This window comes from Nannocystis pusilla (assembly GCF_020073745.1).
GTDB lineage: Bacteria > Myxococcota_A > Polyangia > Nannocystales > Nannocystaceae > Nannocystis > Nannocystis radixulma.
This window is the reverse complement of the sequence record NZ_JAIRAU010000024.1, coordinates 1-22,667: the sequence shown is the minus strand read 5'-3', so window position 1 is coordinate 22,667 and position 22,667 is coordinate 1. Positions and strand designations below refer to the sequence as shown.

The 22,667-nt window shown below is 73.5% G+C and carries 17 protein-coding genes; 7 read left to right on the top strand and 10 right to left on the bottom strand.

The genetic code is table 11. The annotated features are described in order from the left end of the window. The first annotated feature begins 46 nt into the window (after positions 1-46). Positions 47-814 (top strand): DUF1963 domain-containing protein, encoded by a 768-nt coding sequence (locus tag K7C98_RS18065; protein WP_224192931.1) that lies wholly within the window; start codon positions 47-49, stop codon positions 812-814. 238 nt (positions 815-1,052) lie between these two features. Here K7C98_RS18065 and K7C98_RS18060 read toward each other — a convergent pair whose 3' ends face one another. The 6 genes from K7C98_RS18060 to K7C98_RS18035 all read right to left on the bottom strand — a co-directional run bounded on the left by K7C98_RS18060 (position 1,053) and on the right by K7C98_RS18035 (position 10,468). Further along, positions 1,053-4,277: an FG-GAP repeat domain-containing protein gene (locus K7C98_RS18060; RefSeq protein ID WP_224192930.1), complete on the bottom strand. Its 3,225-nt coding sequence runs from the start codon at positions 4,275-4,277 to the stop codon at positions 1,053-1,055. A gap of 343 nt (positions 4,278-4,620) precedes the next feature. Next, positions 4,621-5,679, bottom strand: coding sequence for a hypothetical protein (locus K7C98_RS18055; RefSeq protein ID WP_224192929.1), 1,059 nt, complete (start codon positions 5,677-5,679; stop codon positions 4,621-4,623). Positions 5,680-6,001: 322 nt separating this feature from the next. After that, a complete protein-coding gene (locus K7C98_RS18050) occupies positions 6,002-7,378 on the bottom strand; it encodes a proteinase inhibitor (protein ID WP_224192928.1) in 1,377 nt (458 codons plus the stop codon). Between the two features lie 403 nt (positions 7,379-7,781). Then, complete coding sequence (locus K7C98_RS18045) at positions 7,782-8,474, bottom strand: hypothetical protein (protein WP_224192927.1); 693 nt, start codon at positions 8,472-8,474, stop codon at positions 7,782-7,784. Continuing rightward, positions 8,471-9,583, bottom strand: a complete 1,113-nt coding sequence (aroC, locus tag K7C98_RS18040; RefSeq protein ID WP_224192926.1) for a chorismate synthase — start codon at positions 9,581-9,583, stop codon at positions 8,471-8,473. Before aroC ends, K7C98_RS18045 begins: the two co-directional genes overlap by 4 nt. Positions 9,584-9,619: 36 nt before the next feature. Continuing rightward, entirely contained in the window at positions 9,620-10,468 is an 849-nt protein-coding gene (locus K7C98_RS18035; protein ID WP_224192925.1) for an alpha/beta fold hydrolase, read from the bottom strand. A 162-nt stretch (positions 10,469-10,630) separates the two neighbouring features. Between K7C98_RS18035 and K7C98_RS18030 the strand changes: the two genes are divergently transcribed. From K7C98_RS18030 to K7C98_RS18020, 3 genes are all read left to right on the top strand, one after another. After that, positions 10,631-10,861 carry a SlyX family protein gene (locus tag K7C98_RS18030; protein ID WP_224192924.1) on the top strand — a complete coding sequence of 77 codons (231 nt, stop codon included), beginning with the start codon at positions 10,631-10,633 and terminating at the stop codon, positions 10,859-10,861. Between the two features lie 64 nt (positions 10,862-10,925). Continuing rightward, positions 10,926-11,702 (top strand): helix-turn-helix domain-containing protein, encoded by a 777-nt coding sequence (locus K7C98_RS18025; protein WP_224192923.1) that lies wholly within the window; start codon positions 10,926-10,928, stop codon positions 11,700-11,702. Next, complete coding sequence (locus tag K7C98_RS18020; protein WP_224192922.1) at positions 11,699-12,088, top strand: VOC family protein; 390 nt, start codon at positions 11,699-11,701, stop codon at positions 12,086-12,088. The genes K7C98_RS18025 and K7C98_RS18020 overlap by 4 nt, the downstream gene beginning before the upstream one ends. 55 nt (positions 12,089-12,143) lie before the next feature. Here the strand turns inward: K7C98_RS18020 and K7C98_RS18015 are convergent, their stop codons facing one another. The 4 genes from K7C98_RS18015 to K7C98_RS18000 all read right to left on the bottom strand — a co-directional run bounded on the left by K7C98_RS18015 (position 12,144) and on the right by K7C98_RS18000 (position 17,177). Further along, entirely contained in the window at positions 12,144-13,664 is a 1,521-nt protein-coding gene (locus tag K7C98_RS18015) for a hypothetical protein (protein ID WP_224192921.1), read from the bottom strand. A 429-nt stretch (positions 13,665-14,093) separates the two neighbouring features. Then, positions 14,094-15,572, bottom strand: a complete 1,479-nt coding sequence (locus K7C98_RS18010) for a carboxypeptidase-like regulatory domain-containing protein (RefSeq protein ID WP_224192920.1) — start codon at positions 15,570-15,572, stop codon at positions 14,094-14,096. Between the two features lie 132 nt (positions 15,573-15,704). Beyond that, a complete protein-coding gene (locus K7C98_RS18005) occupies positions 15,705-16,535 on the bottom strand; it encodes a PAS domain-containing protein (RefSeq protein WP_224192919.1) in 831 nt (276 codons plus the stop codon). Between the two features lie 210 nt (positions 16,536-16,745). After that, a complete protein-coding gene (locus K7C98_RS18000) occupies positions 16,746-17,177 on the bottom strand; it encodes a carboxymuconolactone decarboxylase family protein (RefSeq protein ID WP_224192918.1) in 432 nt (143 codons plus the stop codon). A 162-nt stretch (positions 17,178-17,339) separates the two neighbouring features. Between K7C98_RS18000 and K7C98_RS17995 the strand changes: the two genes are divergently transcribed. The 3 genes from K7C98_RS17995 to K7C98_RS17985 form a co-directional block, all read left to right on the top strand. Next, positions 17,340-17,564: a hypothetical protein gene (locus tag K7C98_RS17995; RefSeq protein ID WP_224192917.1), complete on the top strand. Its 225-nt coding sequence runs from the start codon at positions 17,340-17,342 to the stop codon at positions 17,562-17,564. A 42-nt stretch (positions 17,565-17,606) separates the two neighbouring features. After that, on the top strand, positions 17,607-21,101 hold the full coding sequence (locus tag K7C98_RS17990) for a WD40 repeat domain-containing serine/threonine protein kinase (protein ID WP_224192916.1): 3,495 nt from the start codon (positions 17,607-17,609) through the stop codon (positions 21,099-21,101). A gap of 240 nt (positions 21,102-21,341) precedes the next feature. Next, the coding region (locus K7C98_RS17985) for an FG-GAP-like repeat-containing protein (RefSeq protein ID WP_224192915.1) at positions 21,342-22,667 on the top strand (1,326 nt) is incomplete at its 3' end.

The window sequence follows — 22,667 nt, the reverse complement described above, 5'->3', positions numbered from 1 at the left end:
GCCATTGTTGTGACGCCACCGCGTTCGGCGTATCGTCACGCGCCGCATGAGCGACGGGCCGAAGGACATCGACGAACTCCTCGCCATCCCCGAGCTCGCCCCGATCGCCCCCGGCCTGGGCCGGCAGATCTCGCCCGCCCTGCGCATGCGCCACGCGCCGGGCCTGCCGCCGCCGGTCGACGACACTCCGCCCGGCGCCGACAAGCTCGGCGGCCTGGCCGACGTCCCGCGCTCGCTGGCCGACCCGATCTACCGCCGCCGCCAGCTCGTGCTGCAGCTCGACCTCGCGCGGGCCCACGCCCTCGTGCCCGGGCTGACGCTGCCGCGTCAGGGCCTGCTCCACGTCCTTCACGACGCCGAGGCCGACACGGACGACGCCCGCGCGGTCGCCCTCCGCGTCGTCGGCGTCGACGAGCCGCTGCGCCGCGAACCTGGCCCGAAGTTCACCCACCGCGCGCGCCCGCTGACCCTCGAGCGCGAGCAGACCCTGCCCGACACCGACGACCCCGCGCTCGCCGGCCTCGACTTCCCCGAGGACGACGACGAGGTCACCTACGAGGCGTGGTGTCGGGCTCGCGGCGCCCTGCGGCGCCCGCCCACGCACCGCCTGCTCGGCTGGCCCGACTGGGTCCAGGACCCCGCCCTGCCCGACCCCCCGGCCCCCGCCCGCGGCTGGCGCCTGCTGCTGCAGATCGACAGCGCCGGCAACGGCCTCGACTGGGGCGACTCCGGCTGCCTCTACATCTTCCTGCCCGACCTCGACTTCTACGCCGGCCGCCTCGACCGCGCCCACATCTTCTCGCAGAGCTGTTGAGACATGCCCGTCGAGACATGACCATCAGAGCATGCTCGATGTCGCATGCTCTCGAGGACATGTCCCCTGGAGTCATACCATTTCCGCCTGCACGGGCGAGCGCTCGTCCACGGCCGATCAGCGCGCCCGCACCCGAGGCGCGTCACCTCGCGGCCGTCGACGTAGACCCACTCAGGCTCCTCGTCGTCGAGCCACGCTCGACGAACCATCTGCCGGCAGCAGTCACGCTACGCCCCGATCAGCGCGCCCGCACCCCGAGGCGCGTCACCTCGCGGCCGTCGACGTAGACCCACTCCGGCCCCTCCTCGTCGAGCCGCGCCCGGCGGACCACCCCGCGCGCGTCCGCGTCGAGCCAGCCGGCGGGCAGCGGCTTGACGTGCATCGCCAGCCCGCCCTCGCCGCCGCGGCCGAACACCAGCGAGCGCGCCTCGCCCTCGACCAGCACCGCCAGCAGGTCGGTCACCCCGTCGCCGTCGACGTCCGCCGCCGCGAACCCGGCGATCTGCCCCTCCTCCGGTCCGAGCACGAGGTCGCGGCAATCGCCGCGCGGCCCGTCCGCGCCGCCGTGGCACACCCGCAGCGACGCCCCGCCGGCGAAGCCCGCGACCGCGAGCAGGTCGGCAGGACCGTCGTCGTCGAGGTCGGCGACGGCGATCGCCCCGGTGGTCCAGCCCATCGGCCACGTCTGCGGCGCCGCCACGAACCCGCCGCGCCCGTCGCCCCGGAACACCGCCACGCCCTGGTCCCACGTCGACAGCACCGCGTCGAGCCGCCCGTCGCCGTCGACGTCGCCGAGATCGACCCCGAGCGCGCCGTCGCCGACGAACGGCCCGATCTGCGGCGGACCGAGCCCGCCGGGCCCGCCCGCGTGCGTCACCAGCATCCCCGTCGTGTGCACGTACACCACCTCGTCGTCGCCGTCGCCGTCGAGGTCCCCGGCGCGCACCGGCCCGTACGACGCGATCGCGTGCGGCACCTCCGCCGCGCGCTCCCAGCGGCCGCCGCGGACCCGCAGCAGGTCGCTGACGAACCCCTCCTGCCACGTCCGCGCGGTCAGCAGCTCGTCGGCCCCGTCGCCGTCGATGTCGAGCAACAGCTGCCGCCGCGCGCCCTGCCCGTCGTCATATGTTTTAAAAAACATGTCGTATCGAACATGTCCGAGAGCACCTGTCCCGTCGAACTCGCCGAGCCCGACGTCGCCGCCGAGCCCGAACGCCGCCACCTCGTCGCGCCCGTCGCCGTCGACGTCGCCGAGCGCGAGCCCGCCGGCCCGCGCCGCGCGCTGGGCCAGCGCCGGCGCCGGCCGCAGCACCGCCTGCGGTCCGCCGCGCAGCACCTGCAGGCCGTCGACCCCGCTGGCCGCCAGGTCGGGCAGCCCGTCGCCGTCGAAGTCGGCGACCGCCAGCGCGCGCGGGCGATTGCTCGCCGTCGTCATCCCGCCCGGCACGAGCTGCGGCAACCACCCCAGCGCGTGCCCGAGCTGCACCTCGGCGACCGGCTCGCCGAACCGCTCGCCCAGCGTGATCGCGTCCGGGCGGCCGTCGCCGTCGAGCTCGGCCACCACCACCCCGTCGCAGCGCGACCGCGACACCCGAGTCGCCGGCGCGAACGCGTTCCACTCGCGCCCCGCCGCCAGCAGCAGCCCGTCGTCGCCGCACACCAGCAGGTCGGCGATCCCGTCGCCGTCGAGGTCGGCGCGCGCCAGCCCGAGCACCCGCCCGGCCGGCAGCGCCCCGCCGCTCCACCGCCGCCCCGCGCTGCGGCTCTCGACCACGATCGCCGCCGCCCCGTCCGCGAGCCCGACGCGGATCAACTCGTCACCGGCGTACTCGGCGGAGAAGTCGCCGACCAGCACGTCGTCGCCGACCGCGAATTCCGTCGCCATCGCGCGGTCGATCAGCGCGAACGCGTCGTCCGCCAGCTCCAGCGTCAACAGCCCCGCGCCCCCCTCCGCCGACTCGCCCGACTCGCCCGGCGCGACCGGGGCCTGCAGCGCCAGCAGCTCGCTGCGACCGTCGCCGTCGCCGTCGAACGCGACCACGCGGCGCGGATCGCCGGCGAACTCGAACTCGACCGGCGACGCGAACCGCTCGCCGACGCCGCGCGCGCTCCACAGGGAGCCCGCACGCGCCGCCGCGGCGTACCCCGCGTGCCGCCACGTCACCACGTCGTCGGCCCCGTCGCCGTCGAGGTCGGCCAGCACCAGGGCGGTCGCGTCGGTCGGCCCCGGCGAGCGCACCGGCGCCGCGAACCCGCCCTCCTGCCCGCGCAGCAGCGCGATCTCGCCGCGCTCGCGGTCGCTGACGACCAGATCGATCCACCCGTCGCGGTCGACGTCCCGCGCCGCCAGCGGCCCCGCCAGCCCCGCCCCGTCGGCCGCGTACCACGGCGAGAACCCGAAGCCCTGCCCGTCGACCAGCGGCAGCGCGCCGAGGCCCGCGTCGCCGACCACCACCTCGTCGCTCCCGTCGCCGTCGACGTCGCCGACCGCCAGCCCCTGCCAGCCGCTCGCCGTCGTGGCCGTCCGCCGCTCCGGCCGGGCCAGCGGCACCCGCGTCAGCGCCCGCTGCAGCTGTGACATGACCAAAAGCTCATGTCCATCCGGACCTGTCCTCAGCGCCATCTCCTGCGGCCCCGCCGCGACCGCCCAGCGCCGGGTCTCGCGCGCCCCGCCCGCCCCGTCGCCGAGGACCACCGCCGCCTCGTCGAGCAGCCCGTCGATCACCGCCAGGTCGAGCGCGCCGTCGTCGTCGAAGTCGGCCGCCAGCGCCCGCTGCGGGCCCGCCCCCGCGTAGAGCGTCGCCCCGGCCCGAAGCCCACCATCCCCCGTCCCGACGAACAATTTAATGATGCCGTCGACCGCCAGCGTCACCGCGACGTCGACCGCCCCGTCGCCCGAAAAGTCGCCCGTCGCCAGCGCCGTCGGCCCTGCCCCGGCCGCGACCGGCTCGCCTACCACCACCCCGCCCCGCACGATCCGCAGGTCGCCGCGATCCAGGTCGGAGACGACGAGCTCCGCCGCGCCGTCGCCGTCGAGGTCGGCCGCCGCGATCGCGCCCGGTCGCGGACCCACCGGCACGCGCTCGACGGGGCCGAGCTGCCCGCGCCCCGTCCCGCGCAGCAGCGCCACCGCGCCCTCGCCCGCGAGCGGCACGGCCACGTCGAGCCTCCCGTCACCGTCGACGTCGCCGCTCGCCAGCCCCGCCGGCGCCTGACCGATCGACCAGGTCTCCGCCGCCCCGGTCCAGCCCCACGCCACCGTCAGCGTCCCGAGCCCCGGGCTGACCGTGACCCATTCGGCCCGGCCGTCGCCGTCCAGGTCGCGCACGAGCGCGCTCCCGGGCCCGCCGCCGACCCCGAAGCGCTGCCCCGGCTCGGCACACACCTGTTCCAAAGAACATTGCTCCGAGGCCAGCTCACAGCCCGCCGCCAGCAGCACGAACCCGACGATCCGGCCCGTCATCCGTCGCTCCGCTCCTCGACACGCGGGCCCCGATGTCGTCGCCCCGGCCGACCACGGCGCGTCATTCGTCGCTCCCCCTCCATCAGCATCCCCCGAACACACCGCCCGCATCACGCTCCGCCGCCCCCGTCCACCGCGCGTCATTCGTCGCTCCCCTCCATCAGCGTCCTCCGAAGCAACCGCCCGCATGACGCTCCGTCGCCCCCCGACCACGACGCGTCATTCGTCGCTCCCCCTCCATCAGCATCCTCCGAAGCCATCGCCCGCACGACGCTCCCCCGCCCCGACGGCTTCCGACATGCTCGCAATAAATTGTCCAAAGGACAGCTTCCCGTCCCGCGCCTCATTCGTCGATCCGCTCCATCACCACGCCGAACGTCACCGGGTCGCTCGCCGCCGCCTCGGCGCGCAGGAAGTAGCGGCCGGCCGGTAGCTCGAGCTCCTGCGGACCGTCGGCCGCCCGCAGCCGCGCCAGCACCGGCCGCTCGCACCCGCCGCAGCTGCCGAGGGTCGCCCGTACGCCGTCGCGCTCGCGCAGCTCGACGCGGAAGCGCCCCGGCCTCGCCACGGTGAAGCTGTGGCTCGTGCGCACGTCCACGCCCGCCGCCCCGACCGCGGCCGCGTCGTCGCAGTCGAGCGTGAGGTTGCGGGCCAGCCGCTGGTCGTCCCACGCGAGCTCCGGCGCCTCGCACTCGAGCAGCTTGAAGCGCCAGCCGGCGTAGTGACAGTCGGTTCGCTCGGCCTCGAAATCGAGCACCACGTCCTCGAGCGTCGCCCCGAACACCGCCAAAAACTCGCGCGCCAGCCCGCGGTAGCGGTCGGCGTACCAGGTCCGGCGGTAGAACTCGAGGTGCAGCCGCAGACCGAAGCGGTCGATCAGGTAGCGAGTGAACGCCCCGGCGAGCATGTAGTACTCGCCCGGCAGCCACGCGTAGCGGGCGCGCAGCGCCTCCATCACCCGCGGTCGCGCCGCCGCCTCGCCGTCCTCGTCCGGCTCGTCGTCGGTCGGCTCGGCGTCGCGCGCCCCGCCCTCGAACGCCATCGCCAGCCCCTCGACGAAGAACGGATGCGCCAGCCCGAGGTCGCTGGCGGCCGAGTGCACGAGCTCGTGCTCGTGGGGGATCTCGCTGGCATAGACGGTACGAATCAAGGCGCACGCCGGCATCCCGCCGCACGGGTTGCGCGCCGCGAACCGCTCCGGCGTCAACCAGCGAAACTCGATCCACGGCCCGTCCGCCAGCGGCAGCCCGATCTCCGCCGCGAACCGCTCGACGAAGCGGTCCATGTGCTCGAGCGTGCCGGCGCACATCGTCAGCCCCGCGTCGGCCTCCACGACCACCTGACGCCCCCGCACCTCGTACGTCTCGCTGCAGCCGGCCGTTATTGCTGTCCCGATGGACATGTTCATCATGACATGTCTCAATGTACATCCGAGCGAAGCTCGGCGAGCCGCGGGCGTGCGCGCGTGGAGAGAGGCCAGCACCGACCTCAGCAAGCTACTTCGCCGGCATTCGCCAAATCACGCGCGAAGCCTCGCCGGCGACCTCGGCCAGCGCACGGCGGCTCGCCCGCACGCCCCGATTCCCGCGCGAGAGCCGGCGGGCCCGCCGCCGGACCTCACTGCGAGGGGCCGCGATCTCCCGCGAATTACGACCGACCCGAAGCTCGCCCGGTCACGGCCGAGGGAACCGCGTCGCACAGCCGAAAACTTCGGAGCGGCCCTACTACCCTGAATACGTGAACAGGCAGCGGGTGATCGGCACGCCGATGTCGGCCAGCACGTACAGATAATACGTCGTGCCCGCGACCAGCTTCGCCGGCGAGCCCTCGGCCGGGAAGCTCTGCCGCGCGCCGTCCGGGACGACCCCGTAACGCACGCCGCGGCTCGCCATCGGCGCCGCGTCCCACGGCACGTCGACGCGCCAACGTGTCCCTTCAGGCAGGTCGAGATTCGGCGGCAGCCCGGGGTTGGGCGCGTCCCCGGCGAGCACGTACACGTAGCGGGCGCTGCCGCCCTCCCAGGTGATCGTCCCATCGGCGGCCACCCCCTCGCCGCCCGCGCACCGCTGCGGCTCGTGGATGAGCTGCTGGTAGAACGGGGCCGGCGTCGGGTCGGCGTCGGCGAAGTCGGCCGGCGACAGCCCGCGCGCCGCCAGCTCGCCGGCGAAGAACGCCTGCATGCGCTCGGGGTCGGTGGACGGCAGGCCGGTGCTCGCGCGGTCGAAGCCGTTGTTTTCGGCCGCCGGATAGGCCCCGAGCAGCGACGAGTCGAGGAACCCGCCGGCGAACGCCAGGCCGTACGGCGTGAACCCGTTGACCCAATTGCCCGGCGCCTCGAGGTCCCAGATCGCCGCCCCCTCGGGCGTCGCGCTGGCCTGATGACAACACACGCACGCGCACGCCGACGCCTGCTCGGTCACCCACGCGAGCTCGGCGACGTAGGCCGGGTCGTCCAGCCGCAGGTCGTCGGGCACCGGCGGCTGCGGCGACGGCACCGGCGAGTACGGCCGCTGCGTCCGCACCATGTCGCACGACGCATAATCACCGTAGTGGCGCCCCGGCTCGGTGCAGCCCGAGACCATCGACCACGTACAGACATCGCCGCCCGCGCCCTGCCCCGCCGGCTCGCCCTTGACCGGCTGACGACACTCGAGCACCGGCCACTGGAACACGGTCCCCTCGTTCGGCTCGGGCAGGTCGTCGCCGCCGCACACCGGCCCGGGCACGAAGATCCCGCCGCCGAAGATCTCACAACCACGCTCCTGCTGCCGACAATCACCGGCGTCGGACCCGGGCACGACCACGCGGATCACCCGCTCCGGATCGCCGAGCACGCACGCGCCGAGAATGTCCTCATGCTCGCACGCCCCGGCCTCGAGCTCGGCCCCCCATTCACCACAGTCGGCGCTCGCCCCCGCCTCGTCCCAGCGGTCCCCGCGGTACTCCCGACATTCGGTCCGCCCGGAGAATCGATTTTTATAAACGCAGTGCCCGAACACCGACTCGGGGATCAGCGGGTCACCCGTGCGATTGCACCCCCCGACCACGACCCACCCCGTGGCGAAAACGAGCAGCTTTGAGAAGGCAGGACGGCGCGTCATGGTCTTCAACCATGATCAAGGTTTGTTCATCTGTCAAGGCGAGGCCCGCTGGCGCATGCACCATGGCGAATCCTGCGGCCCATCCAGCACGGTCCCCATCTCCGCCGGGCCCATCCATGGACAATCCTTCACCATCAGGCGTGTCGTCAGATGTGGAATCCGCGAGAATCACGCAGTGCCCGGCACGGACCATCGATCGCTGGCGAGCCGCGGAGATGCGGTGATGAGCGTATGGCCCGTGGACATTCCGACTCGACGCACCGCGCACGACCGGCCCGCGGCCGAATGGTCGTGCCTCCGGCGAACGTTCGCATCGCAATGAGCTGCCGCGCGCCGGCTCTCGCCATTCCGGCCGGATGACGGAGCGCGGGCGCGGGCCGCTCGAACGCCGCCGGTCGCGGGCTCAGCCCATGAAGCGCAGCGGGTCGTCGGGCCGCTCGGCCTGGCTGCGCAGCGCCCCCTTGCGTTGCGACGCGATCGCCGCGCGCGTGTTGTCGACCAGGGCCGCCGGCACGCGGATCTTCGACAGTTTGCCGGTGAGCACCACCCCGCCGGTCAGCACGTCGCGGCGGACCCGCTGCACCGCCGAGAACTGCAGCCGCTGTGGTTCGCCGCGGCGCGGCACCTCGAGGACCGCGGTGTCGGTCACGAGGATCGCTCTCTGGCTGAACTGCTCGCGCACCAGCCACAGCAGCATCGGCGACAGCAGCACCGCGATCGGCCGCCACAGCTCGGACAGCGGCTGCTGCCAGAACTCGGGCGCCAGCAGGCTGGCGACCAGCAGCACCGCCGCGCTGATGCCCCCGATCCACGCCAGCGGGCGCAGGTCGAAGCCCGCCTTGGCGTCCCACCACACCAGCGCCTCGCCGAGCCGCAGGTGGCGCGCGATCTCCAGCGGCGCCGTGCCCGGCGACGGCGGGGCCCCGGGCGCCAGCGAACGTGGCCCTCCGGACACGTCCTCGACGACATGTTCCGGCGGACCTGTCCTCAAGGGCTCATCGACCACCACGGGCGCGGGCGGCAGCGCCCTGCGCAGCTCGCCGCCGGCCACGATGCGGAACGCCCGCCGGCGCGCCTCGGGCGTGTCGTCGGTCATCGCCGCAGCCCGTCCATGGTCGCCAGGCGAGCGCGCAGCATGTGGTCGCACAGGACCAGCGCCGCCATCGCCTCGACCATCGGCACCGCCCGCGGCAGCACGCACGGGTCGTGGCGGCCGCGGGCCTGGAACGTGACCGCCTCGCCGGCGCGGTTGACCGTCTGCTGCGGCTGGAAGATCGTCGCCACCGGCTTGAACGCGACGGCGAGACGGATCGCCTCGCCGTTGCTGATCCCGCCCTGGATCCCGCCGGAGTGATTGCTGGTGGTCCGGACCTTCCCGCTCGCCGGGTCCTTGTAAAATGGGTCGTTGTGGGTCGAGCCGCGCAGCTTCGTCGCCGCGAAGCCGTCGCCGACCTCGAAGCCGCGGCTGGCCGGCAGGCTCATCATCGCCCTGGCCAGGTCGGCCGTCAGCTTGTCGAACACCGGCGCGCCCCAGCCGGCCGGCACCCCGCGGACCACGCAGCGGACCACCCCGCCGACGGTGTCGCCCTGCTTGCGCGCCGCGTCGATCACCTCCGACATCGCCTCCGCGACCTGTCCTTCGGGACAGCGCACCGCGTGGGCGTCGACCTGCGCGCGCGTCAGCGTCGCCTCGTCGACCTCGCGCAGCTCGACGTCGCCGACCGAGGCCACCCACGCCACGATCTCGACCCCGTGCAGCGCCGCGAGCAGGTCCTCGGCCAGCGCCCCGGCGGCGACCCGGCCGACGGTCTCGCGCGCCGAGGCCCGCCCCCCGCCGGCCACCGCCCGCAGCCCGTAGCGCGCGTCGTAGGTGTAGTCCGCGTGCGACGGCCGGTACAGCGCCGCCAGGTCGTCGTAGTGGTGGCTGCGCGCGTCGCTGTTGCCGACCATCATCATGATCGGCGTGCCGAGCGTGCGCCCCGACTCGGGCTCGAGCCCGCTGTACACCTGGACCGCGTCGGCCTCCTGGCGGGCCGACGTCAGCTTGCCCTGGCCCGGGCGCCGGCGCGCCATCTGGGCGGCGATCCGCGCGTGCGGGAACGGGTGGCCGGCGGGGCAGCCGTCGACCACCACGCCCAGCCCGCCGCCGTGCGACTCGCCGAAGGTCGTGACCCGAAAGACATGTCCGAAAGTGTTGCCGCTCATAATGCCCCGAAGAACATGCCCTTTGTGCCAGGAACCTCAGGCCAGGAACTCGAGCACCAGCGCGCGCCAGCGCTCGGACGCCTCGATGGCCACCGTGTGGCCGACCTCGGGCAGCACCTCGGCGCGCGCCGGGCCGGGGAACGCGGCCGCCAGCGCCTCGAGCTCGCGCGCGGGCGCGAGGCGGTCGAGCTCCCCCGCCATCAGCAGCGCCGGCGCGCGCACCCGCGGCGCCAGGTTGAGCGGCGCCCACGGCGAGTCCGGCGCGTCGTTCAAGGTCTGCGCGAACAGGGCCGAGATGCCCTCGTACGTGTTGCGCTGGACCGTCGCCTTGACGAACGCCGCGAGCATCGGCTCGTTGGCCTCGAGGTAGCGGGGCCCGAGCGTGTCGGCCAGGCTGAGCCACGCCAGCGCCTCGAGGTCGCCGGTGCGCAGCGACTCGCGCCACGCCCGGACGACCACGCGACCGAGCGCCCCGCGCCCCGCGCTGACGCCCGACAGGATCAGCCGCCGCACCCGCTCCGGCCGCTCCGCCGCGATCGCCAGGGCGATCCGCCCGCCGAACGAGAACCCGCACAGATCGATCGGCTCGCTGACGCCGAGCGCGTCGAGCAGGCGCTCGAAGTCGTCGACGTGCACCGGCGGCGACACGTCGCGCACGTCGAGGCGCGTCTGCCCCTGCCCGCGCGCCTCGTACACGATCACCGGCCGCTGCGCCGACAGCGGCCGCACCTGCCCGCCCCAGCTCGCCAGCGTCTGCGTCATGCCGCCGAGGATCACCAGCGGCGGCGCCGTCCCGCCGTCCGGCCCGGCCCGCCGGTCGACCCGCACCTGACCGACGATCCCCGGGCCGGCCACGGGATCGAGGATGTCGATGAACTCGGGCACGCCCGTCCGAGCCTAAAGCCGCGCGCGAGGGGTTTCAACCGCTTGTCACGCCGCCCGTGGCCCCCGCCGCCCGCGCGCGCGGCCGAAACCTCTCGTCGCCGCCGCTCGCGCGAGCGAACCCGTGCCCTTGCACGCGCCGCGCGCCCCGCGTATCCCCACGCCGTGCCCGCCACCGACGCCGACATCACCCGGCTCGAGCAACGCATCACCGAGCTCGAGGTCAAGCTCGCCTTCCAGGAGCGCACCATCGACGACCTCGACTCCGTCCTGCGCCGCTTCACCGCCAGGATCGAGGCCCTCGAGCACGAGCTGAAGCGCGTCCGCGGCGACCTCGACGCCGGACCCCCGAGCACCGCCGACGTCCTCGCCGCCCTCGACGACGAACTCGAGTGATTCGGGCGCCCTGCGGATCGACCCCCGCCGCGCCCCCGTCCCGCGACGCTACACTCGCGCGGCCATGTACCGGGAGCACCTCGCCCCGCGCCCGCTCGCCGACCTCGTCGACGCCTTCTGGACGCACACGAGCGTCGCCCCGCGCGCCGAGCAGGTCCGGCGGATCCTCCCCGACGGCTGCGTCGACGTGATCGTGCACCTCGTCGGCGAGCCGCGGGTCGAGGTCGTCGGCACCATGACGCGGGCCTTGCTCGTGCCCGACGGCGCGTCCGACATCGTCGCCGTGCGCCTGCGTCCGGGGGCCGCGCGGGCCTTCTTCGACGTGCCGGCCGACGCCCTCACCGACGCGCGCGTCCCGGCCGCCGCGCTCGGGCTGCCCGCGGCGCCGCTGCTCGACGCGCTGCACCGCCTCGCCGATCCCGGCGCGCGCGTGCGGCAGCTGGCGGCCGTGCTGCTCGCGGCGCGTCGGCACCCCGTCGACGCCCTTGTCGAGCGCGCGGTGCGGGCGCTGGCCGCCACCGATCCGCCCGGCGTCGCCGCGCTGGCCGACGACCTCGGCGTCGCCCGGCAGTCGCTCGCTCGCCGCGTGCGCCAGGCCGTCGGCGTCGGCCCCAAGGAGCTGGCCCGCGTGTTCCGCCTGCAGCGGGCCACGCGGGCCCTGGCTGCGGGCCGGCGCGACCACGCGGCCCTCGCCTGCGAGCTCGGCTTTCACGACCAGGCCCACTTCATCCACGAGATGCGGGCCCTGAGCGGGCTCACGCCCGGCGCGTACGCCCGCACCATTTCTACAATCGCCGCCGACGCCGGCGTGGCACACCCCGGGGCGGAGGAAATGCCGTGAACGTCCAGCGAATCACCCCCGTGCTCGTCGTCGAATCGGTCGAGGACTGCCTGTCCTTTTGGGCAGACAGGCTCGGCTTCGTCAAGGTCGCCGAGGTGCCGCACGGCGAGCGGCTCGGCTTCGTCATCCTCAGCGCCGGCGCCACCGAGATCATGCTGCAGAGCGTCGCCTCCGTGCGCGACGACGTGCCCGGGGCCGGCGCCGCGGCCGAGCGCGCCTCGCTGTTCATCGAGGTCGCCGACCTCGCCGCCGTCCAGCGCGCGCTCGGCGACTGGCCGCGCGTCGTCGACCAGCGCGACACCTTTTACGGCATGCGCGAGACGATCGTCGCCGACCCCGCGGGCAACACCGTCCTGTTCGCCCAGCGGCTGGCCCCCCGGACCTGAGCCGACGAGGCGCAAGGGACATGCCCCGGAGCGCATGTCCCTTCAGCCATCTCACTCAACAGTCGTTCGGCACGCAGGCGCTGCCCGCCGGGTCCACCGCGCAGTAGGCCCCCGCGCCGCAGTCCGCGTCCGACTGGCAGTTGATGAGCGTGCAGTAGTTCGAGAACGCGTCGAAGTTCTCGAGGCACAGGGTGGCGGTGCCGTTGCCGACGCACTCGCCGCCCGCGACCGAGCAGAGCTTGCCGACCCCCTTCTCGTTGCCCTCGTCGCCGGGCTCGCGGCACTTGTCGTCGCCGCCGCCGATCGTCACCGGCGTCTCGTCGGCCGTGTCGCAGGTCAAGAAGCCCTCGCCCGGGCTGTAGTACATGAACGTCACGCACATCTCCTCGGGCCAGCCGACGGCGGTCGCGTCGTCGTTGTCCCAGCGGCAGGTCATGCGCAGGCGGTCGCCGGCCTTGAACTGCAGCGGCTCGCGGTACAGCTTGATCTCCGGGTTCGAGCGCAGCAGCTTGCCGTCGGTCGCGTAGTACAGCAGCTCGGGCTCGGCGTCGCCGCGCAGCAGGTCGAAGCGGAACATCACCCCGCGCTCGTGCGTGTGGCCGAGCAGCATGTGGATGTCGTAGTCCTGCTCGAGCCGGCACTCCTTGACGCGCTCGAAGCCGCGGGTCTTGGCGGGGATCTCGAATTCGGAGTCGATCACCGCGAACGAGTCGGCCAGCGTCGGCGACTCCTCCTCCGTCGTCAGCGCCAGGTCGACCGCGTCCATCACGATCGTCGGCTTGTCGGTCGTATTGATGTAGTGCGACTGCACCAGCAGGCGCTGGCCCGGCAGCACGCGCACCCCGACGCCCTCGGGCAGCGCGGTGTCGAGCCCGCCGGCCCCGCCGGCGCCCATCACGAAGCGCAGCCTGCTCATGTCGACGTCGTCGCAGTCGAGCGGCGCGAACTCGCCGGTCGGCGCCAGCGTCGTGAACACCGCGATGTGGTGGCCGCCGTTCATCTGCTGGCCGGCCGCGCGGTCGATCAGCAGCGGCTCGTCGATGGCGAGGTTGATCTCGCTGCACAGCATGATCTCGCGGCCGGGCGGGATCTCGAGCGGCGGCGTGTAGATCCGCAGGTACTCGCCGTCGGTCGGCGTCGGCTTGAAGCACTTCTGCATGTCCTCCGCCGCGGTCGCCTCGCACTCGACGTAGTTGGCCTCGTGGTGGTGCTCCGCCAGGTCGGCCGCGAAGTCGTCGCCGTCCATCGGCGCGCCGGCGTCGATCCACGCCTTGATCGCCGCCAGCGACTTCTCGCCCGGCGGCTCGATCCCCGACAGCGGCATCGCCGCCCCGTAGCTCTTCTCCGTCAGCGCCGGCCCGTGCTCGGTCAGCTTCATGTAGAGGAACGAGGCCGCCGCGTCGCCCGGCTTGACCCGCACCAGCCCGGCCCCCGCCGCCGCGCCGTTGGCCGGGACGCCGTCGACCAGAGAATCATAGGACCCCTGCAGGTCGGTGAACGTGAGGTTGGCGATGCCCTTTTCGCCGCTGTGGCAGGCCTCGTTGGCGCAGCCCTTGCTGAAGATCTTTTCATGCAATTGGCGATAGCCCGGAACGCCCGGCGCGGCGGCTGGGGCCGCTGCCACAGGCGGCCAGGACGGCCGTCGACAACGTGAAGACGTATCGATGATTTCGCGGGGCGCCGAATCGCATGTCGGGTCATTAAAGACGATATTTAAGGTCGGCGGGTCAACGCCCCTCTTCGCGGAGCCCCCGTGAGGCAACGGCGCGGGCGTCCGACCTCTCGCTACAATCCGGAGGACCCGTTTCGGGCCGCCCCTGAGCGTCGCTGCAGCCCCTGCCGTCAGGCTCCGCCCACCATGCCAATCATGGAACGAGTTTCAATTTTCGGTGCAGGCACTCCAGCCGTCATCGATCGATGTTCTGCACGCGGAGGTCGGCGTGTTCCCGGCGCATGGCCGTTCACACCTGCCCTTTCGCGCCCCTCGTCGCGCGGCCGCCCGGCCTCAATGCGGCGGCGGCATCTCGAACGGCCGGCAGCAGGTCAGCGTGCCCATGTCGCAGCGGGGCTGGTCGGCCGGGCAGTCGGTCACGGGCGCCAGCCAGTGGCTGTTCACGGTGAACGGGCCCTCGCAGTCCTCGAGGCCCTCGGGCGGCCGCACCACGATCGAGAAATCGCCGTACCCCACCTCGGGCAGGCGGAACGAGCCGTCGGCCGCGCTCGTCGCCGTGCGGGTGAACGGGCCCGGCGGGCAGCGGTCGTCGCGGGCCGGCGACGGGCACAGCTCGATCGCGGCGTTCGCCAGCGGCTCGCCCCTGCCCTTGTAGGTCGTGAGCCGGCCGACGACCTCCCACGTGTGCGGCTTCCGCGGCGCCGGCAAGCGTGACGGCCCGGCGCCGACCACCGCGATCTGCTCCACGCTGCCCGCGAGTCCGGGCAACGCGCCGAGCGTCCATTCGGCCAGCTTGCGCCCGTCGCCGTCGATCACCGCCAGCGCGGCGTCGGTCGCCAGCCACACCCGACCGGAGCCGTCCACCGTCAGCTCGGTCACCGACGTGCCGGGCACCGGCTCGCTGACCCCGGTGCAGCCCGCGGCGAACACCGGCGCGAGCGTCAACTTCGTATGCCCCATGTCCGGCGCCGCCACCAGCCCGACCTCGCCGACGGCTCGCGTCAAGATGTTCGTCCGCGGCCACGCCAATTCGCGCCAGCCGGCGCCGTCGCGTACGTATCGCCGCTCGAACGCGCCGACGAGCAGGTGACCGCGGTATGTCCATAGCATGAGGCCGGGGCCCGGGCCGCCGGGCGCGTCGACCTGCTGCCATTTCCCGCCCTGGCCGCGCCACAGGCCGTTCCACGACGACACCCACACGCCCTCGTCATTCACGGCCAGGCTGGCGAACTTGTTGTCGTCGTACTTGCCGGGGAATTGCTTGCGCGCGCGCACCGGCTCCCAGCGCTTGCCGTCGTAATGCACCACCTGCCACTCGATGTCGCTCGTCACCGCCCACACGTCGTCGTCGGCGCGGACCTGCAGATGCTCGTAACGCGGGCCGCCCTTGGCCTCGCGGACGCGTCGCACGCTGCCGTCCGGCGCGAGCACGACGACACCGTCCCAGCCGCTCAGCCACAGCGCGCCGCTCGGGCCGACCGTCATCTCGATCTCGCTCGCGTCGACGCCCTTCGGCAGCGGCCACGCCGTGGTCGGCTCGCCGCCGTCGAGCCGGAGCACGCCGACGTGCTCGACCAGCACGTACGCCGGCCCCGGCGCGGGCGCGGCGATCGCCGGCTCGAGCGCCGCCGGGCGGCAACTCGGCCTCTCGATCGGCGGGAACACGGCCGCGGCCGGAGCCGGAGCCGGCGCCGGCGCGCTCGCAGCCGTCGCCGCGGCCGGCGGTGGCGGCCTCGTCTCGACGGGTTGCGAACCACACCCGAACACCAGCCAGACCAGCGCCGGCGCGGCGCGACTGCTCCGTCCTGTCACGCCCGCGAGGGTAACGCATCCCCGGCGGCTCGGTCGAGCCGGCGCCCGCCGGCGCGAATCACCGTACCTCGCCATCAGGCGAGCGATGATGGTCGCCCTGGGGCGCCCGCGGCCGTCGCTGCGCCATCCGCCTCACGACTCGCGCAGCGCGGAGGCGATGCCGTCGGCGAGGGTGGCGAGGGTCGTGATGCCCGAGAGGTCGACGCCGAGCGCGACCAGCGTCTGCGCGACCTCGGGGCTGATGCCGGTGAGCACCACGCGGGCGCCGACCAGCTTCGCCGCGCGGGCGGCCTGCACCAGCGCGCGCGCGACCTCGGCGTCCATCCTGCGGATACCGGTGACGTCGAGGATCGCCGTGTGGGCGCGGTGGCTGGCGATCCCGCGCAGCAGGTCGTCGACGATCTGGCCCGCCCGCTCGGGGTCGACGACGCCGACCAGCGGCACCGCCAGCACGCCCTCGGCGAGCGGCAAGAGCGGCGTCGACAGCTCGCGCAGCGCCTCGCGCTGGGCGGCGATCGTGCGCTGCTGCTCGAGCTCCTGCAGCTTGCGCTCGGTGATGTCGGTGACGAAGCCGCCGATGCCGAGGAGCGCGCCGTCGGGGCCGTACACCGGCAGCTTGACCACCGAGAAGTGACGCCGGCCCTTCGGCGTCACCACCTCTTCCTCGTAGGCCAGCGGGGCCCCGCCCTCCATCACCTTCAGCTCGTCGGCGCGGACCTGGGCCACGTACTCCGCCGGCATGATCACCTCGTCGCCGCGGCCGTACATCTCCGCGTTGCTCTTGCGGCTGTCCTGCTCGAACCGGCGATTGACGAAGCGGTAGCGGAACTCGGTGTCCTTGAGGTACACGAGGCTGGGCGAGCTGTTCACCAGCGCCAGCACCCACTCGCGCGTCTCCTGCGGATCCGGCTCGTCGCGCCCGTCCCCCGACGCGCGCGTCCTGTCGTCCATCCGGTCAGCCATGACAAACCCTCCCCGGTCTTGTCCTACGCGAGCAGACGCGAGGGAGCAAGCGCACCTCGGGGACGACCTGTCCGCTCCGCGCCGGCTGCGATGCCGGGCGGCGCGAACTCGCCCGGCCATGTCTGTCTCTTCAGACATGTCACAGAGGACATGCCCGGTCCGGCGGATCGCCGGGCGCGCCCGCAGCGAGCGCGCCCCCTACCCGACCTGTCAGTGCATCGAGACCTGCAGGCGGTTGGCGAAATTGATCGCGCCGATGACGGCAGTCAGCGCGGCGATCTGCTCGTCGCTGAAGTGCTGGCGCAGGCGCGCCCGCAGCGGGCCGTAGTCGGCCTTGCGATCGAGCACCGTGAGCGCCTCGGTCCACGCCAGCGCGGCCTTCTCGCGCTCGCTGAAGTCGCTGACGTGGTCCCAGACGACGAGGCGGTCGAGCCGGTCCTGGGTCTCGCCGTGCTCGCGCGCCTCGCGGAGGTGCATCTTGAGGCAGTTGACGCAGCCGTTGATCTGCGAGGCCCGGGTGACCACGAGGTGCTTGACGGTGCGATCGAGACCGTAACTGTCGAGCACGCCGGCCATCTCCTTGAAGGTCTTGATGAGATCGGGGAGGTGCAGTTCGAGGCGGACGGGTTGGGTGTCGCTCATGGTGTCGGCTTCCTTCCGGAGGCTTGAAGAGCGAGCCGCCCGGTTCGTGACACGCGACGAAGATTTTTTTGCAGAAGAATCGGCCGCGCGAAGCCGCGCGCCCCGCGGCCGGCGCGCCGATCGTCCCGAAACGGATGTCCTTGAAGACATGACCATTCGGTCATGCCGAAGCGCGTCGCTCCTCGACGTCGTCGCGACCTCCTGCGCGAGGCGCTGGCCGCCGGCACCACGACGACGAGCAGCGAGAGCAGGGCCGGGCGACGAGGTCCTCGGCCCGAGGTCCTCGCGCCGGCGCCTGCCCCGCCGGCCCGCGGTGGCCCCGCCCGATCGCCCGACCCGTACCGCGATCGTCACTGCCGCGACGTCGACGAGCGCCGGGGATGGTGATCGGCAGCACCCTCGAAGCGCGCCATACCTGGCGGTCACCGCATGTCCCGCGAGCACCACGGGTCGGCGACCGCGCCGACCTTGCAGTTCGACTCGAGCGGCGATCCGAGGTGCGAGCTGCCGGCCCAGGGCAGCGTCGCGCGCCCGGGGGAGCCGACCTTCGCCCGCGGCGCGCTGATCGACCGCTACGTCCTGCTCGAGCACGTCGGCGCCGGCGCGATGGGCGTCGTCTACGGCGCCTACGACCCCGAGCTCGACCGCAAGATCGCGCTGAAATTCCTCAAGGGCCACGGCCGCGACGACAAGGGCCGCGCTCGCCTGCTCCGCGAGGCCCAGGCGATGGCCAGGCTGGCCCACCCCAACGTCGTCACCGTCCACGACGTCGGCACCTTCGGCGACGAGGTGTTCGTGGCCATGGAGTTCGTCCACGGCGTCAGCCTGCGCCAGTGGTCGAACGCCCGCCGCCGCAGCTGGCGAGACATCGTCGCCGTGTTCATCGCCATCGGTCGCGGCCTGGCCGCCGCCCACGAAGCCGGGCTCGTCCACCGCGACCTCAAGCCCGAGAACGTCATGATCGGCGTCGACGAGCGCGTGCGCGTGATGGACTTCGGCCTCGCGCGCGCCAGCGCCGGCGAGCCCGGCGACGAGCCGCCGGCGCGCCCGCGCGAGCAGCCGCTCGGGCTCGAGCTGACGCGCACCGGCGCCCTGATGGGCACGCCGGCGTACATGGCGCCCGAGCAGTGGGAGGGCCGCGAGGCCGACGCGCGCACCGATCAATTCGCCTACTGCGTCGCCCTGTGGGAGGCGCTCTACGGCGCGCGTCCGTTCCGCGGCGAGACCTCGTCGGCGCTGATGCTGGCGATCACCCGCGGGCAACTGACGCCGCCGCGCGACGCTCGCCGCGCCCCCGCGTGGTTGCGCCGCGTGCTCGAGCGCGGCCTCGCCGTCGACCCTGCCGCCCGCTGGCCGTCGATGAGCGCCCTGCTCGGCGAGCTCGAGCGCGACCGCGAGGCCTCGCGGCGGCGCCTCGGCGCCCTGCTCCTCGGCGTGGCCGCCCTGATCGCCGCCGCCCTGGTCGCGCGTGCCATCGACGACGAGCGGCTCGCCGCCAAACGGGCCCGCGAGGCCCAGGAACGGGCCAGCCGCGCCGAGCAGCGCGAGTCCGAGGTCTGGCGCCTCACCACCATCGGCGCCCACGAGCGCGACGCCCTCGAGCTCGCCGTGCAGGTCCTCGCGGAGTACGCCCCGACCTACGACCGCGCCCCGCAAGCGGTCATCGACGGCCTCGCCCGCGCCCTGCCGGCCATGCTCCCGGTCGCGGAGCTGCCGACGTCCGGGACGCCGCGGGCCGTCGAGCTGTCCGACGACGGCGCGCTGCTGGCCGTCCAGCTCGCCGGCGACGACGGCGTCCAGCTGTGGTCGACCGATCCGGTCCGCCACCTCGGCACCATTCACACCGGCGCCGTCCAGCGCGCCTCCGTCTCACTGAGTCCGGACAATCGCTTCCTCGTCGTGCACCACGGCGATCGTTGCGACGTCTACGCCACCGCCGACGGCCGCAGGACCGCGCAGATCCGCCGCTGTCACGATCTCGCGTTCGCCCGCGACGGCTCGCGCCTGTTCACCCTCTCGGCGCACAGCGGCCCCGTCCAGCACAACCCGTACGCGCTGCTGTTCGACGCCGTCGACGCGTGGAGCCCCGAGCGCGGCGTCCGGTCGTGGTCGACCCCGCTCGCGACCTCCGGCGCCGCGCTCGCCGTGCACCCCGACGGTCGCCGCCTCGTCGTCGCCACCGACAGGCCGACGCCCACGCTCCTCGCCGCCGACACCGGCGAGCCGGTGCGCTCGCCCGCGTGGCGCGGCGCGCCGGCGTGGAACAGATCGTGGGCCGGGCCGCGCCGGCCGGATTCACTGGCAGTCTCGCCGGACGGGCGCTTCATCGCCGTCGCGCATCCCTCGGCCGCGGAGGGTTCGCTGGTGTTCGACATGCAGACCCGGCGGGTCGAGCGCTTGCCCCACCGCGCGCGCAGCGTCCTGTTCTCGGGCGACGGGCGCCGGCTCCTGACTGCCGACAATGTCGCCGAGAACACCGTCGTGTTTCGCGTGCCCGTCGGCGCCGGCGGCGAATGGGAGCAGGCGCGGCAGATCGTCGGCGAGCTCCACGAGGCCACCGCCGGCGACGAATTGTTGGTCGTCGGCGCCGAGCTCTCGCTGTCGTCGACGCCGAACCTCCGCCAGGGCACCCCGCCGATCTCCAACTGGCACACCGATCACATGAGCGCCTCGCGCGGCAGCACCCGGTTCGCCATCCTCTCCTCCAGGGTCGCCGTGTGGGACTCGGCGGATCGGCTCGAGCTGCGGCGATGGACCCCGCCGCCCGGCGAGAAGGTCATGCGCTTCGACGAGCGCGAGGTGTCGACGCGCGACGAAGCCGGCGTCGTCCGCCTCCACGATCGGAGTGGCACGCGGCCGCCGCTGGTGCTCGCCGAAGCCGACGCGCCCGGCGATCGCTCCCACGCCTGGAGCGTCGCCGGCGGCGTGTGGCGCGAGACCGTCGCCGGCGCGCGCGACGGGGGCCTGATTCGCTTCCACGACGACAGCTCCGGGCGCGAGCGGTACCGACGCCGGAGCCTCGGCGGCGGCCGTCAGACCGCCGCGCCCGCCGCCCGCGCGGCCCTCATCGCCGGCGCGGTCGCGGACGGCAGCGTCGAGGTGCTCGCGCCGCCCGATCCGGCCCCGCTGTGTCGATTCCCCGGCGACGGCACCCGCGTGCGGGAGGTGCGGATCTCCGGCGACGGCGCCTGGGTCGGCGTATTGCGCAATTCGGGCGAGCTGTCGATCTGGTCGACGGCGAGCTGCGAGCGGCACCTCGCCGCGTCGCCGTTCCGCATGCCCGACCAGCTCGAGACCGGCATCCTCAGCTTCCTCGGCAGCGGGCTGCTGGTCGTACGCGGCGACGATCGCACCAGCGTGCTCGACCCCTCGAGCGGGCACGAGCGGCTCCTCGCCGTCGACGCCTGCGACGATCACAGCAGCCCGCAGGGCTTCTCGATCATCTCGAGCGACGGGCGGTATCTCTTGACCTCCTGCAGGTCGCGCGGCCACCTCGGCGACGTCTCGCTGTGGGCCGTCGACGTCGGCGTCAAGCTCGCCGAGCCCGGCTTCTCGGCCTACAGCGGCGTCGCCTACGACTCGATGGTGCGCTCTCCCGGCCTGGAGGACGCCCCCTTGCTGGAGTTCGCCCACTCCGGCGATTTTCTGGTCGCGCGCACGCAGAAGGGTCAGCTCGCGGTGCTGAGCGTCCCGGAGATGCACGAGGAGTTCCGCCTGCACACCCGCTCGCGGGCCGACGACCTGCGGCTGCACGGCGACGACCGCGAGATCGACGTGCTCGACGCGGAGAGCGGCGTCATCCACACCTATCCGGTCACCCGCGCCGGTTTGGTCGAGGCCGCCTGCGCCGCGCTCGAGCCGATGGACAGCGGTCTCGCGCCGCGCCTCGCCTGTGCGAGCGCGCGGTGGGCCGCACGGCGGTGAGCGCCGGGGCGAGCGACTCGAGGGCCCGGGTGCTGCGAATGACAATGGCGGCGCCGCCGCCTCTTCGCGCCTGGGTTCGCCGCGGCGACGAATGATGCTTCGCGGAGAACATGCAGCGATCGCGGTCCTGCCTCGTTTGCGCCACGGCGCCGCGCGCACGTGCAATCGCCGCACGGTAATCCTCGCGTAAGGATCTGCCGATCGCTGGCGTGCCGCTCATCGAGCGTGCACAACTCAATGATGTCCAGGTACCTCCATCGTCCCCGGCGGCTCGTCGTGATCGCGGCCGTCGTGCTCCCCGGCTGTGATTCCGTCCAATCGTCCGACCAGGCCGAACTGCCCTCGTGGCAGGAGTTCCGCGCCGCCGCCACGCGCATCGTCGACGGCCAGGAGCGCTACGTCCTCGACGGCGACCTCCCCGTCGACCTCCCGCAGGTCGAGCAGGCCTACGCCGACCTCGTCGCCGCGCGCGAGGGCACCGCCCCGCGCAGCATCGTCAACCTCAACGAGGGCGCGATCGACCGCTGGCAGGGCGGTCAGGAGCAGGACCTCCGCTACTGTATCGCCGACGAGTTCGGCCCGCTCAAGGAGCGCGTCGTGCACGAGATGTCGCAGGCCACGCGTTCGTGGGAGCAGGCCGGCCACGTCGACTTCCGCTACGTGTCCGCGAGCGACGCCGCCTGCAAGCCCGGCGGCGCCGTCACGTTCGCCGTCAAGCCGTGGGACAGCGGCGGCGCGATGGCCTTCTTCCCGTCCTCGCCGGAGAGCCAGCGGGTCCTCTACATCGACTACGACGACTTCGACAACAACCCCGCGTGGGACCAGTCGTCGCCGCGGCTGACCACCGTCGGCGTGCTGCGCCACGAGCTCGGCCACACGCTCGGCCTGCGTCACGAGCACACGCGCGAGCTGTCCAGCATCTGCTTCGAGGACAGCGAGTGGGCCGAGCTGAGCGAGTACGACAGCCGCTCGGTGATGCACTACCAGTGGTGCGCCGGCGGCACCATCACCACCGATTACACCCTGACGATCTCCGACCAGGAGGGCGCGCGGGCGCTGTACGGCCCGCCGGCGGTCGTGCGTCACGCCTCGAAGGTCCCGGTCGACTTCGACCACGACGGCCGCAGCGACCTCGCCTTGATCGGCTCGACCGAATGGAAGGCCCTGCCCGTCGCGTTCGCGGGGGCCGGCGGCTTCAACGTCACGCGCGCCGCCGTGGCCACCCTGGCCAAGGTCGCCGGCCAGCACGGCGCCGACATCGTCACCGGCGACTTCGACGGCGACGGCCGCACCGACATCGCCGTCACCGGCGCCCGCGACTGGAAGTCGATCCCCGTGGCCCTGAGCCGCGGCGACGGCAACTTCGACGTCCTCACCCGCGGCCTCGGCGAATGGCCGGCGCGGGCCGCCGCCGACAATGCGCAGCTGCTCACCGGCGACTTCGACGGCGACGGCAAGACCGACCTCGCGCTCCTCGGCCCCGAATCGTGGCAGACGATCCCCGTCGCCCTGTCCGCCGGCGACGGCAGCTTCACCCTCGTCGACGAACCCAGCCCCGAATTCGCC